Genomic DNA, 18057 nt, shown 5'->3' on the forward strand with positions numbered 1-18057 from the left:
GGAGGGATTAATATGAACAGTACTCAGATTATGGCATTGGTAATAATTTTGCTATACATGGCGGCAACTGTTGCTCTTGGACTTTTTGTATCAAGCCGTAAAAAGAGCAAGACAGAAAATCAGAGTAACGATGATTTTCTTATGGCAAGTAAATCTCTAGGACCTGTAATGCTTGCAAGTACACTCTTTGCAGCTAATACAGGCGGTGCCAGTACCACGGGTATAGCAACTAATGTTTTTACATATGGAATATCTGCAGGCTGGTACGCTATTGCAGCGGGTATAGGCTTCGTTCTAGTTTCCTTTATTGCTCCTTATTTCAGAAATGCACAGGCCAATACTGTTCCTGAGATAATCAGCAAAAGATATGGTAAGAAATCACATATTTTTACTGCAATTACCTCCATTGCAGCCTTGTTTATGGCCACCGGTGCACAGATAATAGCTACTGCTTCAATAATTAACGTTGTTACCGGAGTTGAATTTAAGATAGCTGCTATAATTACTACAGTGGTTGTTATCATATACACCATGGTAGGAGGATTCAAATCTGTTACAGCAGCAAACATGATGCACGTTTTATTCATAACCATTGGAATGACCATTGCTATGGTTATAATTGTTAACAACAGTGCAGTTGGCGGTTTTTCAGTATTATTTGAAAAGGCCAAGACAGTTACTGATAATTCAGGTAATAACCTTGATCTTATCAGCATGACTAAAATAGGACTTCCAACTATAATCGGATATATTGCCATGTATTTCATGACTTTCCCAACAGGACAGGAAATAGTGCAAACTTACTGCTCTGCAAAGGACGGAAAGTCCGCTAAGGTAGGCTCTATTATCGCCGGTGTTTTATCAGCTGTTTATGCTATGGTTCCCGCTATCATAGGTTTGGTAGCTTATGTATGCATTGATGGCTTTGCAGCAAACGGTGCTCAGAAAAATGCTTTAGCAGAATCAACAATAACATTTGCTCCCGCTGTGGTTGCAGGTATAGTACTTGCAGCTATCGTAGCAGCAACCATGAGCAGTGCTTCCGGTAATATGATTGGTACTGCTACAATGTTTACTAATGATATTTTTAGACCTTATATAAATAAAGGCGTTAAAGATGATAATAAAGAGATTTGGATTTCACGTGTAACAATGGCAGTGGTTGGTATTGTAGGACTAACAGTTGCTTTAACAGCTTCAAACATCATTAGCGTTATGATGGGAGCCTTCGCACTAAGAAGTGCAGGACCTTTCGCAGCCTTTATCTGCGCTATTTTTTATAAAAATGTTACCAAAAGAGCAGGTTTCATATCAATTGTTAGTGGTACTATAGTAGCTGCTATATGGATTTATGGTCTTAATACGCCTTGGGGCCTCAATTCAATGGTTCCCGGCGGCATCATAGCCTTCGCGGTAATATTCTTGGTATCAGCATTAGATAGAAAAATGGGTATTAAGCCTGCACCAGAAATAGAATTTACTGAGCCTGCAGCGGTAGTAGAATTTAAATAGGACTTAAGAGATATATTACATCAATTTTAACAACTAATATTTGTGGGGTGAAAGCTACATGAAAAAATTAATTAAAAATGGCCTTGTTGTTGATGGAAGCGGAAATAAAGGATATAAAGCTGATGTGTTAATAAATGGTGACAGAATTGAAAAAATTGGAGAGAATATTGAAGCTAAGTATGCTGATGTTATTGATGCTGAAGGACTTGTGGTAGCTCCAGGCTTTATTGATACGCACAGTCATAGCGACCTTCAGATTCTTATAGAGCCAGAGGTTATGCCTAAGGTAATGCAGGGAGTTACTACGGAGATCCTTGGTCAGGACGGTATTTCCATGGCACCGCTACCGGTAGAATATATAAGTCCCTGGAGAAAAAACTTGGCAGGACTTGATGGAGATAGTGATGAAATAGATTGGACCTACAAGGATACTGCAGGCTATCTTTCTATGATTGAGAAGGTAAGACCGGGACTTAACGAGTGTTACTTAGTACCTCACGGCAATATACGTATGGAGGCTATGGGATTGGATAATAGGCAGCCTATAGAGGAAGAACTGAATAAGATGGTAGAAATTACAAGAAGAGAAATGGAGGCCGGTGCCTTTGGACTTTCCACCGGACTTATATACATGCCCTGTGCTTACTCTGAATCAAAAGAGATAATTGAAATGTGTAAGGTTGTAGCTGAGTATGACGGAGTATTTGTAATACATCAGCGCAGCGAAGCAGATACAATATTAGATTCTATGGAAGAAGTAATACAAATAGGAAGAGAATCCGGAGTTAGAATTCACTATTCTCACTTTAAGGTTTGTGGAAAGAAAAACTGGGATAAGATTGAAAAAGTTATCGAGCTCTTAGAAAAAGCAAAGGCTGAAGGTATCAGCATTTCCTTTGATCAATATCCTTATGTAGCAGGCAGCACAATGCTTGGTGTTATTCTTCCTCCTTGGGTTCATGACGGAGGAACAGATAGGGTAATCGAACGTCTTAAAGATGCAGAACTCAGGAAAAAGATGATATATGACATAGAAAACGGAATACATGGATGGGATAACTTCGTTGAATTTGCAGGCCTTGATCAGATATTTGTTACCAGCGTAAAGAGCAGCAAAAATGAGGATGCTGTTGGCCTTAGCCTCATAGAATTAGGAAAGCTTAGAGGAAAGGATCCCTATAATGCCACTTTTGACCTTCTACTAGAAGAAGAAAATGCCGTAGGAATGGTAGACTTCTATGGTACAGAGGAGCATGTACAGACCTTCATGAGACTTCCGGAAATGAATGTATGCTCAGACGGTCTCTTAGGAGGTAAGCCTCATCCAAGAGTATACGGAGCCTTCCCAAGAGTACTTGGAAAATACGTTAGAGAGGATAAAGCATTAACTCTTGAGGAAGCAGTTTATAAGATGACCAAGAAGCCTGCTGCCACCTTTAACATAAAGGATAGAGGAGAAATTAAAGAAGGCTTATTGGCAGATATCTGTATCTTTGACAAGGATACAATAATAGACAAAGGAACCTTTACTAACCCTACCCAATATCCTGAAGGAATTGCTTATGTAATTATAAACGGAGAGATGGTTATCGACCACGGCAGACATACTGGAAATCGTGCAGGAAGGGTTATTAGAAGAAAGTAAGATATTTTACGAAAGAACAAATATATATACATTTAGGAGTGTGATTGTAAATGAAAAAGCTAATTTTTACACAGGAGGCACCGGCTGCCATAGGACCATATTCACAGGCTATAGAGGCTAATGGCATGATATATACCTCAGGACAGTTGCCAATTGATCCTATTACAGGAGAAATGCCAGAGGATGTTGAGGAACAGGCAGAGCAATCTCTTAAGAATGTTTTTGCTATATTGAAAGAAGCAGGAGTGGACTCTTCAAAGGTTGTTAAAACCACTGTATTCATAAAGGATATGAGTGATTTTCCACGAATAAATAAGGTATATGAAAGATTCTTTACAGAAAGCTATCCGGCTAGATCATGTGTAGAGGTAGCAAGATTACCTAAGGATGCTCTAGTTGAAATTGAGGTTGTTGCACTAAGATAAAAAATTCTTATGTGATGATTTAATTAAAGACAGCACTTCCAAGAAGCTGAGGGAGATGCTGTTTATTTTTTATAAAATTAACTTCATGTGCTAGTAAATTTACACTAAGATAAGTTTACTAGAATATGAAGTTAAATTAATATTTAAGAACACAGTTTGTTTCTTAAAGAATTCTTAAGAATGTTATTTATCCTTTTTTAAGAATTATAGTGTATAATAAAGTTGCGATTAATGAACTAATTATTTACAAGGGGGATCAATATGAAAATTTCGCGGAAAAAGAAAATTATCATGGGCGTTGTAGCTCTTGCTCTTATTTTAGGTGTGGTTAGTGTAAATGCTAAGCGTAAATCGCCTGCTAACAGTGGGATGGCTGTAAGTGTTTCCGATGTTGTTAAAAAAGACATAAAATCTACTTTAAGTCTTAAGGCACCGCTTGAAGGAACGGAAAGCGTTGAGGTGGTGTCAAGACTTCACTATGAAATACTTTCCATTGATGTTAAGGAAGGAGACAAGGTGGAAAAGGATCAGGTACTTGCGGTGCTAGATGTAAGCCATCTTGAAGAGGAAATTCAGAAGCTTAAGGACAATGTTGAGCTCTTGCAGATACAAAACACTGAAGGAAAAAGCAGTAAGGAAATCTCTGCAGCTTTAGCAGAGCAAAGGCTTAAGGAAGAGCTGGAAAGCAGCCAAAGGAGCTATGAGTCTGCCTTGGAAATGTATAGCACAGCTAAAAGCAGATACGAAAGTATAAAGGTATTATACGATTCAGGAATGGCAAGTAAGTGGGAGCTTACGGACAAGGAAAATGCTCTTAACGAGGCGAAAAGAAAGGTTGATGCCTTTAATGTGGTGGACGGAAAGGTTCAGGCCACCGATGCACAGTTGGCAGAGATAAGAAATGCAAAAATTTCTTCAAACAATGCTTCTGGATCAAAAAGCATAGAAATCGCAAAAAAGGAACTTGAAAGAAAGACAAAGGAGCTTGAGGACTGCAAGGTTAAAAGCTCTATAGCAGGAACCATAACGAGGGTCAATGCAAAGGTGGGCCGTTTTGCCGACGAGATAGATGATAAAAAGCCTATGTTTGAAATTGAAAATATTGATACCCTTAAAATGGTAGCGAATGTAAGTGAATATGATATAGCGAAGATGGAAATAGGGCAAAAGGTTAAAATAAGCGCAGATATTTTAAATGGCGATGAAGTTGACGGCATTGTGTCACGCATAAGTCCCACAGGAGAGCAGAAACAGGGGTCAAACGAGAGAATAATTCCTGTCCAAATTGATGTGACTGGGGATACAAAGGGGCTTATTGCGGGAATTAACGCTTCGGCCAAGGTTGAAACAGCCATTGCTCAAGATGCACTTGTTATTCCTTTAGAGGCACTTATAGATAATGGCGACAATACATATAGTGTTTTTGTTCTTAAAGAAGACAAAACGGTTAAGAAATTAAATGTTTTGCTGGGAGTAGAGGATGTGCTAGAGGTTCAGATCATATGCGATGAGCTTAAAGAAGGAGATAAGGTTGTGCTTAACCCCAATGCCTTTATGACAGACGGAATGAGTGTGATTGTGAATGAGTAGTATTATAAAAATTGAAAATCTCAGCAAAATATACGACACAGGCGCTGTTCAGGTTCATGCACTGCGAGATGTAAGCCTTTCCATAGAGGAGGGGGATTTTGTTGCCATAATGGGTCAGTCAGGCTCGGGAAAATCAACACTTATGAACGTTCTCGGCTGTCTTGACAGGCCTACAAGCGGAGTTTACGAGCTGGACGGAATTAATATTTCTAAAATGGAGAGCAGGGAGCTTTCTTCTATAAGAAACAAAAAAATAGGCTTTGTTTTCCAATCCTTTAACCTGATTCCCCGAACATCTTCGCTTAAAAACGTTGAGCTACCTATGGTGTATGCAAAGATGGGAAAGAAGGAAAGGCGGGAAAGAGCAATAGAACTGCTGGAAAAGGTAGGCTTAGGAGAAAGACTTCATCACATGCCCAACGAAATTTCTGGAGGTCAGAAGCAAAGGATAGCCATTGCAAGGGCTCTTGCCAATAAGCCATCAATTATTTTAGCTGACGAGCCTACGGGAAATCTTGATACTTCTTCTTCTGAGGAAATTATGGACCTTTTTACTGAGCTTAACAATGAGGGAGTAACTGTGATCGTTGTTACCCACGAGGATAACATAGCCGAATACACCAAAAGAATTATACGCTTTCGTGATGGGCAGATTATTGAGGACAGAAGGAGGGAGGCAGAATAATGCTTATTTTTGAAAATATAGGTCTGGCCTTTTCTTCCATCAGAGTAAATAAAATGCGCTCCTTCCTTACAATGCTTGGAATGATTATAGGAATAAGCTCTGTTATTTCAATAGTTTCTCTCGGAGATACTATGAGAAGCGTTATTGCTGCTGAATTTGAAAATGTCGGTACAACTCTGGCCTACAGCTACATAATGTCTGAAAGCGACTATTATACTTCGAACGAGACCTACACCTATGAGGATATAGAGAATATAAAAGAGGCTTTTGGAGATAAGGTGCAATATATAAGCGCAGGAGCCAGAGCTTCTGGAAAAATTAAAAATGGAAGGGTTATGAAGGATGCAAGCCTTGAGGGATTGGCAGAAAACCCTGAGGCGTACAAGAAGCTTAATATTATACACGGAAAGATGTTTTCCAATAACGATATCAAAAATTCAAGGCCCTACATAATTATCGAAGACAAAACAGCCGTGGAGATCTTCGGAGCAGAAAACGCTGTAGGTAAGATTTTGAGAATTCAGGTTAACGAGAATCTTGTGGAGTTTACAGTTACGGGAATTTATAAGAACAATGATTCAGCCCTTAAAAAGCTTTTGGGTGGCAGTGGAACAAGAGCCGTAACCTATGTTCCCGAAACAGCTATAACAGAAAAGGATGGCTTGTTTTGGTCTATTGAGATAAGTTCTTCAAAAGATATAAGTGTTGATGAATTTAAAACAAAGTTCATAAACTATGTGAGCAGGGCAAAGGGGATAAAGCCTGAAAATGTAAGATACTATACTGCCGAGGAGGAAATGAAATCTATTGACGGCATGATGAGCACACTTTCCCTTGTTGTAGGCGCAATTGCAGCTATCTCCCTTGTGGTTGGAGGCATAGGCATTATGAATATTATGCTTGTTTCCGTTACCGAAAGAACGAGGGAAATCGGTATTAGAAAAGCACTTGGATCAAGAACGGAGGATATTCTTCTTCAGTTTCTCGTGGAGTCTGCTATAATTTCGGCGGCAGGGGGAATTATAGGCACGATACTTGGAACAAGCGTTGTGGCAATAGGCAGCATGGCCTTTGGAATAAGTGCCATTGTTAAGCCGCAGGTGGTTATAATAGCAGTTGTTTTTTCTGCTGTGGTAGGTATTTTCTTCGGGCTTTACCCCGCAAGGAAGGCGGCAAAGGCTGATCCTATCGAGGCGCTTAGGTACGAGTAAGGCAGACGCAACGGGGCTATTGCAAAGTATAAATTTTGCAATAGCCCTTTTTTAAAGTTCTTGAAAAATTACTATAGTTAAAATAGTATTATTAAAAAAATAGTATAATGTTAATTTTATTAATTAGAAGCTTTTATAGTGTATATAGAAGTTTCTAATTATTTTTATGTCTTCTTAATATCCTGTGCATATATAAATACTTAATTATATAGAGATAGATTTAGTAATTAAAATACAATGTTTCCGTTAATAAGTAATATATAAATATAAATTGAAATAAAACTGTAATATTTCTATAACAATTTACGACAAAGTATCTATTTTAGGTATGATATACTCGTAGGCAACATAAATAAAATAGTTTAAATGTAGAAAGGATTTGATTATAAACATGAAGAAGTTTAAATATATATTTATAGCATTAATACTGTTATTTTTAGCAACATTCATTTACCAACATTATATATATTATAAAATCCCATATAACCCATTAGTTGAGCTAGACTCTGATACTCTAAATGGTTTCCATTTTAGCGAAAATCACCCTCACCCTAATGATACAATAAAGAAGTCTACTCATAATTTAAATACCACTACTCGTATATTTGAATATTTTAGTGATTTGAATTTAGTGCCTTTAAAAGAGAAATCAAATTGGGATGAAATTCATAACCATGGAGATATTTACTATTCTGGTATGTTTGAATTTGAGACCTCACCAACAAGATATGGGACAGAGGTACATATTAACGAAATATGGCTAGATAATTTAACCATTCTATGGATTAGTTCCCCCAGACCTAAATTTAAAGATGGATATTATAAGATTATAGATGATAAATTTGATTATGAGTATATTAATGACTTAATTACTAATTCTCAAAATTAATGCAAAAGAAAACCTCATTGATTTTAACAAATCAATGAGGTTTTCTTGTATTAATTTAAATTATTACATCGGTATCCAATAACCTCCAACTTTTACTGCTTTAACTATTCCTCTACCTTGAACAATTCTAAATCCCTCATCAATAAATTCAAGAAATGGTAATTGTACTTCTATTAATTCGTAGTTTGGATTGTCATCCATTATATTCCAAAGTTGTTCTAAATAATCCTCTCCATTTCTACAAACATTAATTATGACATCACGCTCACTTGGTGATGAAGTTATTGCTGAAATTGCGGCAGCTGCTAAAGTTACAGCAGTTGGTAACTTAAATGCAAACGATAACACATTTGTAAAAGCCGATAGCCTTTGTCTAAGCTTCTCTTCATTTTGATTAGTAAAACCTTCCATCCTCATTTCAAATTGTGCTCTTTTAATTGAATTTATTTCTTGTTTAGATAAAACAAGCGTATCAATATATTCTTTTCTTCTGCCCATAATAATCTCTCCTTTTATAATATATTTTTATTTTGCAAGACTTTCTCGTCGGCCAACTTGCTTCGTCTTACACTATATAAAAGGAATTTAGGAAGAAATAATCAACTATTTTTAAAAATTAATTTATAAAAATTTTTTCTTGATTAAAACATGTTATACCTTAGTATTTATTTTGCTGTGTTAATATATAGGACTTAACTTCTTCTACATCTTCTTGTACTTACACTACTTATTTTAGGAATTTGTGCTTCAGCTTTAAATGATAAGATTGAAGAGTATATCAGTTTAAATAAGAAATAAATAAAAAATGAGAATTCTAAAAATAGATTCTCATTTTTTAAAATTACTGAAAACAGATCGTGATAATTTAATCATGATCTGTTTTTTTAACTACATCTAATAATTTTATTCAAAGGCAACATATTAAACATTTAATTTAAGATTAAAATATACGGCCCCTTCTACGCAGAAGCTGTCTAATCAATAGTATGAATATGAGGTCACGAAGGAATGGTCTTCGACCAAACCTATCTCGGCCAAATTCTGGAAATTGTTGAGACATAGGCTGCCAATCTTCCCATTCTCCACCCATTTCCATCATAGTTTGCATATAAATATCATCCGCCATACGCTCAACGGTTTCTCTTCTTGGGCAAGGATACATTTCTGGATTATTTGGATGGTCCATCATCATACACATATGCATAACTTTAGGATAAACTCTATGATATATTTCTGGATACATAGATTCTAAACTTTCTGTAGTACATTCCGCAATTGGTGAACAAGTGGGATATCCCATCATTTGATAATAGTCTATATTATTCATAAAACCCCTCCAATATCTTTTGGTGCTATATAATATGCACTTTTTTTATGGATGTTACCTTTATAAGGACTATGATAGAAAACTTTTACTTTTATGTAGAGGATTAATATTATATAAAGTTTCAAAAAGATGAACTTAAAAAAAACTGTAACAAATTCTAAAAAAATTAATACTATGATAACATAGGGAAATTACATTTAAAAAGGAGGAGTATTATGTTATCAAGTAATGCATTTATAAGACAATCTTTAGAAACTCATCTTTTTTTTGCTAGAATTATGAAGGAACACTCATTTTTCTTACAAGTAGGGTTTACACCAAGGGATGTAAGTTACTCTCAACAGGCAGATAACTTGAGAATGGAGTTTGATAAGCTTTTATGGGAGGTTGTTTGCTTATCAAATGGGATTGTAAGCCCTAGTGTTATTCAATCAGGAGAAGTGGTAACACCATATACCCTAAAGGCTGAAAACCTAACCTCATACTATACAGGTGTAAATATACCAACCTATATTACACAGGCAGAAATGGAACTAATGGGTGGAGAATGTACGATGTTCAACCCTATGTTTGAACAGACAATATACATGCTTAATCACAGAGCAATATGTTTAATAACAGCTATAATAGATTTTAAAACCAATGTTTTATCTAATGTTTTATCCTGCAACATGTTTACAACCAACTATCCTTTATTAATTGATCATATTTTAAGGGAAGCAAAATTGTACCTAAGAATGATTGTTAGACTTCAAAACAGAGAAAAAATTGATGTAGAAAAAGAAATCTATGAGCAGGAATTATTCTGGAATAGAATTATGGCAGAGCATTCAAAATTCATACGTGGATTACTTGATCCGACTGAAAATGATTTAATTAATATAGCCAATAATTTTGCTAACGAATTTGATGAATTGACAGAAGCGGTAGAGGAAGCTATTAAAGAGTGCTTACCAATTGATGAAATTACAGATGAAAGTCTAGAAGCTACAAAGAGGGTTAGTGATTTTAACGCCCAAGGCACAGAAGGGTTACTGGATTGTAAGATTAGGTCTATAATAATACCTTTACTAGGAGACCACGTACTTCGTGAATCCAATCATTTCATACGTTTATTAAAGAAGTTTCAGAAGATAGATTAGATTAGAACTATATTAAGGACTGGTTGATTCAATGAGTCCTTAAATTTTTAGTATATAATAGTTGTAGTAAGAAATAAAAAATGTGATTTTTTATTACACTAGATATGTCTCTTTTTTGAGTCATTTGTCTAAAAAAAGATAATATTATCTTTTTTTGTCGGAATATGCTTGAAAAGCTCGATATTTACTAATACATAAGCATATTCTTTTATTTGGATCATCAATTTTGTTAATTTTTTATCTCAAAAATGATAATTTCTATTTTATTAATTAGCTATTGATAATTTTGTGTGTACATTTTTTCGAGAAATATCTATATTTTTATATTTTATTTTGTTAATAAAACATAATCTATTCTAAGCTTGTATAGGTAAAAAACCACTGATTATAGCTATAGTAGCATTTTAAAAACATAATACAGATAAGAAATAGGAAGATAATTTATCTTTCTATTTTTTAATTTAATAAAAAACACTATGTTATTTTTTTGGCAAGGATATTGCAAGTATATTTAAGTATAAAAAACAGAGGAGGATGATCTTATGAAAACAGTAGCATTAAAGGATTTAAATCCTGAAAACATTAAAGTGAATATTGAAGGATCTGTTGCAATTATTATTATGAACAGACCAAAGGCCCTAAATGCACTAAACAATCAAACTTTAGATGAGTTAAATACTATCATTGATAGCATAAGTTCAGATGAGGAGATTTTAGGAGTTATTATAACAGGCGAAGGAAAAGGTTTTGTTGCAGGGGCAGATATTGTTCAAATGCAACCGTACAAAGCAGAAGAAGGCAGGAACTATGCAGAATATGCTCAAGGTACATTTAATAAGATTGAAGCCTTAGGAAAGCCTGTAATCGCAGCGGTAAATGGATATGCATTAGGTGGAGGATGTGAACTATCAATGAGTTGTGATTTAAGAATTGCTTCCGAAAGGGCTGTTTTGGGACAACCAGAGGTAAATTTAGGTGTCATCCCTTGCTTTGGAGGAACACAAAGATTACCTAGGCTTATAGGTAGTGGACGAGCAAAGGAGCTTATTTTTACAGGAAGAATGGTAAAGGCTGACGAGGCAGCTGCTATTGGACTTGTTAACAAGGTAGTTCCTGCTGAAGAACTTTTAAATGAGGCCAAAAACATGATGGGCACTATAATTTCCAAGGCTCCAATGGCTATTAAATATTCTAAGATATCTATTAATAAAGGTGCTGATTTAGATTTAGGTAATGCTCTCGAGCTTGAAAAAGATTTAGCAGCACTTACATTTGCTTCAGAAGATAAGGACGAAGGTATGACAGCGTTTCTCGAAAAGAGGACTCCTAAATTTAATAATAAATAATTTTTGAAAAATATTTTATGACACTTAATTTGTTAATAAAATATTAACACAAACAATAAAAAATGAAAGGAAGGTTAGCACATGTCAGGGGCAGAAATGGTAAGTTTGATTGGCATTATAATTGCACTTGGTTTATTAATGATTTTAGTAATGAAGGGAGTAAACATTTTTATCATAGCTATAGCCTGTTCTGTTATTGTGGCCTTAACAGGAGGGATTAATCTATATGATGCTTTGAAGTCAAATTATATGGAGGGTTTTGTTGGTTTTTTAAAAAATAATTTTTTAATTTTTTTAACAGGTACTTTAATGGGGAAAATGTATGAGGTTACAAATGGTGCTAAAGCAATAGCAAAAATGATTGTTAGGATTTTCGGTGCAAAAATGGCCTTAATATCAATCCCTTTGGCTTGTGGTATCATCTCTTATGGTGGAGTTAGTGCTTTTGTTGCAAGTTTTGCTGTTTTTCCTATCGCTATCGAAGTTTTTAAGGAAGCTGATTTGCCTAGAAGATTTATTCCAGCTGCATTAACATTTGGATGTTCTACTTTTGCTATGGTTGCACCAGGTGCTCCACAGATTCATAATGCTATACCTGCACAAGTATTAGGAACAGACTTAATGGCGGGTGCAGTAATAGGCTTTATTTCCTGTGGTGTTATCCTTCTGTTAGGAGCATTCCTTTTATATAGAATGGTAAATAAGGCAAAAGCCAATGGCGAGCACTTTGTAGCGAAATCTATGGATAATTTTCAGGAAGACACAGAGCTGCCTAATGGAATTATGGCTTTGATTCCATTAATTATCACAATTATACTAATTAATTTTAAGGTTGATGGCAAGCCAATACTTCCCCTTGAAGCAGGCGTATTTGTCGGCTCTATACTAGTATTTATTATTCTAAATAAATATCAAGATAACAAGAGAGTCCTTGATAATGTAGGAGAAGTCTGTAAAACCTCTATATTTTCTATAAGTAATACTTGTGCTGTTGTTGGTTTTGGTGCAGTAGTTCAGGCTTCTCTAGCTTTTCCAGTTGCCGTAAATGCAATGGTTAATATTCCAGGCCCAGAATTTGTTGGTATTGCCGTAGGTACAACAGTTATAGCAGGTATAACTGGTTCTGCATCAGGTGGGTTAGGAATTGCAGCCCCTCTATTAGGGCCTGTTTATTTAGCAAGAGGTGTTGCAGCTGGCGCAATACACAGAACAATGTCCATTTCATCAGCAGCTTTAGATTCATTACCACATAACGGATATATTGTTACAGTTACAAATGGCCTATGTAATGAAACACATAAGGATGCATATGGACCTATATTTTGGCTTACAGTAGTTACTCCTGCAGTTGGTACTATAGTTGCAGTAGTTTTATTTTCCATGTTCCCTATGCTTCCATAACAAAGTAATCAAGTGAAATAAACATATTGTATTAAAAAATAATTCTATTTAATTAAAAGGAGGTTTTGATGTGAGCAAGGTAATTACACGTGAGCAAGCAGCCGAAATGGTAAATGATAATATGACAATAGGTATTGGTGGTTTTGTTGGTTTTGGAGTTCCAGAAGATTTGCTAGTAGCTCTGCAAAATAGATATATCCAAACAAAGTCTCCTAAAGATCTTACAGTTGTACACTGTGCAGCTGTTGGTGATGCAGCTGAAAGAGGGGCAAATCGTCTTGGCGAAGAGGGTCTAGTTAAAAAACTTATTTGCGGTCATATTGGCTTAGAGCCAAGGTTAAACAAATTAACTGTGGAAAATAAATTAGCATCCTACATGCTTCCACAAGGGGTTATTAGTCATATATTAAGAGCAATTGCAGGAGGAAAGCCAGGAGTTTTAACCCATGTTGGCTTAAAAACATTTGCTGACCCTAGACTTGAAGGTTGTAAAGCAAATCAGGCAGCTATAGATTCTGGAGAAGAAGTTGTTTCTTTAGTGAAAATAGAAGACAAAGAGTACCTTCTATATAAATCATTTCCTATGGATATTTGCTTTATCAAAGGTTCTATAGCTGATGAAAGTGGGAATATTTCCCTATGCAAAGAGGCTGTTTTCTCTGATCAGTTGGAAATGGCTGCTGCGGTTCATAATTCAGGGGGTATTGTAATTGCTCAAGTTGACCAGATCGTAGCAAAAGGAACTTTAAAAGCACATGATGTTCAAGTCCATGGTTTTATGGTTGATTATATTGTAGAAGGTAGTAAGGAAAATAGCTTTCAATCCTTTATATGTGACTACTACAGACCAGAATTATCAGGTGAAATAAAAGTGCCTTTAGGAGCTATTGAACCTATGAGGTTAGATCAGAGAAAAATCTGTGGAAGAAGAGGTGCTTTAGAATTAGAGCCTAATACTCTAATTAATTTAGGTATTGGTATACCAGAAGCAGTTGGAGCGGTGGCAGGTGAAGAGGGACTTGCAGATAAGATTACACTTTCTATCGAGTCAGGAGCTCTTGGTGGTGTGCCTACAGGTGGACTTGGCATTGGTGGTACAGTAAACCCTGAATCTATTTACAAACAGCCAGATATATTTGATATTTATGATGGTGGAGGAATAGATATGTCATTTCTAGGTGCCGCTGAAATTGACCCTATGGGTAACGTTAATGTTTCTAAATTTGCAGGAAGAGTTGTAGGACCAGGTGGATTTATAAATATATCCCAAAATGCAAAAAAGGTTTACTTTACAGGTACTTTTAAAGCAGGAAAAATGGAAATGGAAATTAAAGATGGAAAACTTAATATTTTAAAGGATGGCAAAGCTATAAAATTCAAAAAAGAATTAGAGCAGGTGACTTTTTCAGCTGAGTATGCAAATGAAACTGGACAACAGGTTTATTACATTACAGAAAGAGCTGTTTTCAAGCTAACGGAAAAAGGAATTATGTTAATTGAAATTGCTCCAGGAGTTGACTTAGAGAAAGACATCCTTGAAAATATGGAGTTTAAACCATTGATAGCAGAAGATTTAAAATTAATGGATGAAAGAATATTTAAAGATGAGAAGATGGGGTTAACATTTTAAAATCCCATTAAACAAGTGGATAAAATTAGAGCTTATATAATTATTGAAGTCCCTATTTATAAATAGATAACAAGGAGGATTTAATATGGATTTTAAGTTTACAGATAGTCAATTGATGCTACAAAAAGTTGCAAGAGAATTCGCTGAAAAAGAAGTTGGGCCAATTGCAGCAGAAGTTGATAAAACGGGAAGATTTCCAAGAGAGACATTTGACAAGATGGTGAATATAGGATTTACAGGAATTGGTACACCTGTAGAATACGGTGGTTCTGGCGGAGATGATATTGATAAGGTTATAGTTGTTTCTGAAATTGCTAAAAAATGTGCAGCAACAGCAGCTATTTTATCAATACACTCAATTCTTTCTCACGTTGTTTACAAATTTGGTACGGAAGAACAGAAACAAAAATATTTACCACAGGTAACCAGTGGAGGATGCCTTGCTGCCTTCGCCTTGACAGAACCTAATGCAGGATCTGATGCAGGTGCTGCAAAAACAACAGCTATTTTGGACGGAGATGAATATGTTCTTAATGGAACTAAATGTTTTATTTCAAACGGTGGACAGGCCCAACATTTACTTATTTTTGCACTAACAGACCCTTCTAAAGGACTTAAAGGGTTATCTTGTATCCTTGTTGAAAAGGGGACTCCAGGATTTACAATAGGTAAGATTGAAGACAAGATGGGTATTAACGGTTCAGAAACCGTAGAACTTATATTTGATAACTGCCGTGTTCCAAAGGAAAATCTTATTGGTAAAGAAGGTAAAGGATTTATGATAGCCATGAATGCACTTGACAGTGCAAGAATTGGAGTAGGTGCTCAGGCTCTTGGTATAGCAGAAAGTGCTTTAGAGGAAAGTGTAAAGTATATGAAGGAAAGGGTTCAATTTGGAAAACCACTTACAGCTCTTCAAGGTCTTACCTGGTATATATCTGATATGGCAACTAAGACTGAAGCTGCCAAATGGTTAGTATACTACGCAGCACACCTAAAGGCAACTGGACAGAATCACACTAAGGAAGCGGCTATGGCTAAATTAAATGCAGCAGAAACAGCAAGACATGTTACGAACCTAGCATTACAGATTCATGGAGGCTATGGCTACATGAAGGACTATCCACTAGAAAGAATGTATCGTGATGCAAAGATTACTGAAATCTATGAAGGTACTTCTGAAATTCATAAACTAGTAATTTCAAGAGCAGTATTACGTTAGGAGGAGAAAAATGAATATTATTGTATGTTTAAAACAAGTTCCAGATACAAACGAAGTTAGAATTAATCAAGAGACAGGAACACTTATAAGAGATGGTGTGCCTAGTATTATTAATCCAGATGATAAAAATGCTCTCGAGGCAGCTCTTGCAATCAAAGATGAAAGAGGTGCAAAGGTTACTGTACTAAGTATGGGCCCTCCACAGGCAAAAGATGCATTAAAAGAAGCACTTGCTATGGGTGCTGATGAAGCCATCCTTGTTAGTGATAGAGCTTTTGGTGGTTCCGACACATGGGCTACTGCTACTATTCTTGCAGCAGCTATTGAAAAGATTGGCAGTTATGACATTATACTTTGTGGAAGACAGGCTATTGATGGTGATACAGCACAGGTTGGTCCAGAGATTGCTGAATTTTTAGGAGTTCCACAAATCACATATGCGAAGGAAATCAAGGTGGGAGAGGATAAATTAACAGTAACAAGATATACAGAAACAGGAGACTATATAATAGAATCTAAATTACCTGTACTTTTGACAGCTATTAAAGAGTTAAATGTTCCAAGATACCCAAGTGTACGGGGAATTTTTAAGGCTTATGCAACTGATGTAGATGAAATCAAAGTTTGGAGTAGCAATGATTTAGAAGTTGATCATACACAGATCGGGCTTAAAGGTTCTCCTACTAATGTATATAAATCCTTTGTACCAACAAAATCTAAAACAGCGGAAATTATTGAGGGAATCAACGGAAAAGAAAAGGCAACTATTTTAATTAGCAAACTTGTTAATCTGAAGCTTATATAGGAGGTAGGTGTAAACATGGAAAGAGCCAAAGTAAATCAGAATATTAATTTAAATGATTATAATGATATTTGGGTAATAGGTGAACAGAGAGAAGGGAAAATTCATCCTGTAACCATTGAATTAATTGGTGAGGCTAAAAAACTTGCAAGCGAAATTAATAAAAAGGTAGTAGCTGTTGTTGCAGGTTATGAAATTGATGAGGAAGTAAATAAACTCCTTTATTATGGTGTAGATAAGGTTATATATATATCTAGCCCATTATTAAAGAATTTCTCAACAGATGGATATTCAATTTCAATTTCTAATCTTATTCTTGAGAGAAAACCAGAAATCGTTTTAGTTGGGGCTACATCAATAGGAAGAGATCTAGGACCTAGAATTGCAGCAAAAGTTGGTACAGGATTAGTTGCTGACTGTACAATGCTCGATATTGATCCAGAGGATAAAAAACTTCTTCAAACAAGACCTGCCTTTGGTGGTAACCTTATGGCTACTATTATATGTCCAATAAATAGACCTCAAATGGCTACAGTAAGACCTGGGGTTATGAAAAAAGCAGCACATATAGATAGTCCAACAGGAGCTGTTGAAGTAGTAACTCCCGCTATTACAGAGGCTGATATTGTAGCTAAGGTTGTTAAAATAATGAAGAGTAGTAAAAAAACAGTTGATCTTACAGATGCAAAAATTATTGTATCAGGGGGACGTGGTGTAAAAGGACCTGAAGGTTTTGAACTAATTAAAGCTCTTGCGGAAAAATTAGGTGGAGAAATTGGAGCATCTAGAGCTTGTGTTGATTCCGGTTGGATTGACGGTATGCATCAAATAGGTCAGACAGGTACAACAGTAAGACCAGAAATTTACTTCGCTTGTGGTATCTCTGGCGCTATTCAGCATTTGGCAGGTATGAGTGATTCAAAATACATTGTAGCAATCAATACTGATCCAACAGCTCCTATTTTCAATGTTTGTGACCTTGGTATTGTAGGAGATTTAAAAGAAGTTATTCCAGCTATGATTGAAGAAATTGAAAAGAACAAGGCTTTTGAGATATAAGATTTATTATGAAATGAATGGTAAATAATATGAATAGTATGATAAAGAAAGCTTTTATAAGTTAGAGCTTATTGCCAATAGCTTAGTTTAAAAGTATAATAGAATTAGATAGTAGCTTAGCAATAAGCAAATAGGCAGACAGCTACGTCTGCCTATTTAATTTCAGTTCAC

At 35.6% G+C, this 18057-nt stretch carries 16 protein-coding genes; 14 read left to right on the forward strand and 2 right to left on the reverse strand.

The features are described 5' to 3' along the window. Nucleotides 1-12: 12 nt before the first annotated feature. The 7 genes from KQI88_RS05695 (at nt 13) to KQI88_RS05725 (ending at nt 7957) form a co-directional block, all read left to right on the forward strand. Nucleotides 13-1512 (forward strand): sodium:solute symporter family protein, encoded by a 1500-nt coding sequence (locus KQI88_RS05695; RefSeq protein ID WP_216415391.1) that lies wholly within the window; start codon nt 13-15, stop codon nt 1510-1512. A gap of 58 nt (nt 1513-1570) precedes the next feature. Continuing rightward, nucleotides 1571-3157, forward strand: coding sequence for an N-acyl-D-amino-acid deacylase family protein (locus tag KQI88_RS05700; RefSeq protein ID WP_216415392.1), 1587 nt, complete (start codon nt 1571-1573; stop codon nt 3155-3157). A 50-nt stretch (nt 3158-3207) separates the two neighbouring features. After that, nucleotides 3208-3582: a RidA family protein gene (locus KQI88_RS05705; protein ID WP_216415393.1), complete on the forward strand. Its 375-nt coding sequence runs from the start codon at nt 3208-3210 to the stop codon at nt 3580-3582. Between the two features lie 261 nt (nt 3583-3843). Then, a complete protein-coding gene (locus KQI88_RS05710; RefSeq protein ID WP_216415394.1) occupies nt 3844-5172 on the forward strand; it encodes an efflux RND transporter periplasmic adaptor subunit in 1329 nt (442 codons plus the stop codon). After that, on the forward strand, nt 5165-5857 hold the full coding sequence (locus tag KQI88_RS05715) for an ABC transporter ATP-binding protein (RefSeq protein WP_216415395.1): 693 nt from the start codon (nt 5165-5167) through the stop codon (nt 5855-5857). Before KQI88_RS05710 ends, KQI88_RS05715 begins: the two co-directional genes overlap by 8 nt. After that, complete coding sequence (locus tag KQI88_RS05720; RefSeq protein WP_216415396.1) at nt 5857-7068, forward strand: ABC transporter permease; 1212 nt, start codon at nt 5857-5859, stop codon at nt 7066-7068. Before KQI88_RS05715 ends, KQI88_RS05720 begins: the two co-directional genes overlap by 1 nt. 391 nt (nt 7069-7459) lie before the next feature. Beyond that, nucleotides 7460-7957, forward strand: coding sequence for a hypothetical protein (locus tag KQI88_RS05725; protein WP_216415397.1), 498 nt, complete (start codon nt 7460-7462; stop codon nt 7955-7957). 63 nt (nt 7958-8020) lie between these two features. Here the strand turns inward: KQI88_RS05725 and KQI88_RS05730 are convergent, their stop codons facing one another. Beyond that, nucleotides 8021-8455, reverse strand: a complete 435-nt coding sequence (locus KQI88_RS05730) for a hypothetical protein (RefSeq protein WP_216415398.1) — start codon at nt 8453-8455, stop codon at nt 8021-8023. 442 nt (nt 8456-8897) lie between these two features. Next, the gene (locus KQI88_RS05735; protein ID WP_216415399.1) at nt 8898-9284 is read right to left on the reverse strand and encodes a hypothetical protein; all 387 of its coding nucleotides are present in this window, start codon (nt 9282-9284) and stop codon (nt 8898-8900) included. Nucleotides 9285-9499: 215 nt separating this feature from the next. Here KQI88_RS05735 and KQI88_RS05740 point away from each other — a divergent pair, with 215 nt between their 5' ends. The 7 genes from KQI88_RS05740 (at nt 9500) to KQI88_RS05770 (ending at nt 17886) form a co-directional block, all read left to right on the forward strand. Further along, on the forward strand, nt 9500-10426 hold the full coding sequence (locus tag KQI88_RS05740) for a DUF2935 domain-containing protein (RefSeq protein WP_216415400.1): 927 nt from the start codon (nt 9500-9502) through the stop codon (nt 10424-10426). Between the two features lie 542 nt (nt 10427-10968). Continuing rightward, a complete protein-coding gene (locus KQI88_RS05745; RefSeq protein ID WP_216415401.1) occupies nt 10969-11772 on the forward strand; it encodes an enoyl-CoA hydratase-related protein in 804 nt (267 codons plus the stop codon). A gap of 81 nt (nt 11773-11853) precedes the next feature. Next, on the forward strand, nt 11854-13173 hold the full coding sequence (locus tag KQI88_RS05750; protein ID WP_216415402.1) for a GntP family permease: 1320 nt from the start codon (nt 11854-11856) through the stop codon (nt 13171-13173). A 70-nt stretch (nt 13174-13243) separates the two neighbouring features. Continuing rightward, nucleotides 13244-14803, forward strand: a complete 1560-nt coding sequence (locus KQI88_RS05755) for an acyl CoA:acetate/3-ketoacid CoA transferase (protein WP_216415403.1) — start codon at nt 13244-13246, stop codon at nt 14801-14803. A gap of 85 nt (nt 14804-14888) precedes the next feature. Beyond that, nucleotides 14889-16025, forward strand: coding sequence for an acryloyl-CoA reductase (gene acrC / locus KQI88_RS05760; protein WP_216415404.1), 1137 nt, complete (start codon nt 14889-14891; stop codon nt 16023-16025). A 10-nt stretch (nt 16026-16035) separates the two neighbouring features. Further along, a complete protein-coding gene (locus KQI88_RS05765; RefSeq protein ID WP_216415405.1) occupies nt 16036-16830 on the forward strand; it encodes an electron transfer flavoprotein subunit beta/FixA family protein in 795 nt (264 codons plus the stop codon). Nucleotides 16831-16845: 15 nt separating this feature from the next. Continuing rightward, the gene (locus tag KQI88_RS05770) at nt 16846-17886 is read left to right on the forward strand and encodes an electron transfer flavoprotein subunit alpha/FixB family protein (protein ID WP_216415406.1); all 1041 of its coding nucleotides are present in this window, start codon (nt 16846-16848) and stop codon (nt 17884-17886) included. The last annotated feature ends 171 nt before the right edge of the window (nt 17887-18057 follow it).

The sequence above is a fragment of the Alkaliphilus flagellatus genome (genome assembly GCF_018919215.1).
Taxonomy (GTDB): domain Bacteria; phylum Bacillota; class Clostridia; order Peptostreptococcales; family Natronincolaceae; genus Alkaliphilus_B; species Alkaliphilus_B flagellatus.

Excerpts from the sequence above, each read along its gene's own strand:
- KQI88_RS05730 (WP_216415398.1), bottom strand. The coding sequence starts at position 8,455 with ATGGGCAGAAGAAAAGAATATATTGATACGCTTGTTTTATCTAAACAA.
- KQI88_RS05720 (WP_216415396.1), top strand. The coding sequence starts at position 5,857 with ATGCTTATTTTTGAAAATATAGGTCTGGCCTTTTCTTCCATCAGAGTA.
- KQI88_RS05745 (WP_216415401.1), top strand. The coding sequence starts at position 10,969 with ATGAAAACAGTAGCATTAAAGGATTTAAATCCTGAAAACATTAAAGTG.
- KQI88_RS05695 (WP_216415391.1), top strand. The coding sequence starts at position 13 with ATGAACAGTACTCAGATTATGGCATTGGTAATAATTTTGCTATACATG.
- KQI88_RS05750 (WP_216415402.1), top strand. The coding sequence starts at position 11,854 with ATGTCAGGGGCAGAAATGGTAAGTTTGATTGGCATTATAATTGCACTT.
- KQI88_RS05715 (WP_216415395.1), top strand. The coding sequence starts at position 5,165 with ATGAGTAGTATTATAAAAATTGAAAATCTCAGCAAAATATACGACACA.
- KQI88_RS05710 (WP_216415394.1), top strand. The coding sequence starts at position 3,844 with ATGAAAATTTCGCGGAAAAAGAAAATTATCATGGGCGTTGTAGCTCTT.
- acrC (WP_216415404.1), top strand. The coding sequence starts at position 14,889 with ATGGATTTTAAGTTTACAGATAGTCAATTGATGCTACAAAAAGTTGCA.
- KQI88_RS05705 (WP_216415393.1), top strand. The coding sequence starts at position 3,208 with ATGAAAAAGCTAATTTTTACACAGGAGGCACCGGCTGCCATAGGACCA.
- KQI88_RS05700 (WP_216415392.1), top strand. The coding sequence starts at position 1,571 with ATGAAAAAATTAATTAAAAATGGCCTTGTTGTTGATGGAAGCGGAAAT.
- KQI88_RS05770 (WP_216415406.1), top strand. The coding sequence starts at position 16,846 with ATGGAAAGAGCCAAAGTAAATCAGAATATTAATTTAAATGATTATAAT.
- KQI88_RS05765 (WP_216415405.1), top strand. The coding sequence starts at position 16,036 with ATGAATATTATTGTATGTTTAAAACAAGTTCCAGATACAAACGAAGTT.
- KQI88_RS05735 (WP_216415399.1), bottom strand. The coding sequence starts at position 9,284 with ATGAATAATATAGACTATTATCAAATGATGGGATATCCCACTTGTTCA.
- KQI88_RS05740 (WP_216415400.1), top strand. The coding sequence starts at position 9,500 with ATGTTATCAAGTAATGCATTTATAAGACAATCTTTAGAAACTCATCTT.
- KQI88_RS05725 (WP_216415397.1), top strand. The coding sequence starts at position 7,460 with ATGAAGAAGTTTAAATATATATTTATAGCATTAATACTGTTATTTTTA.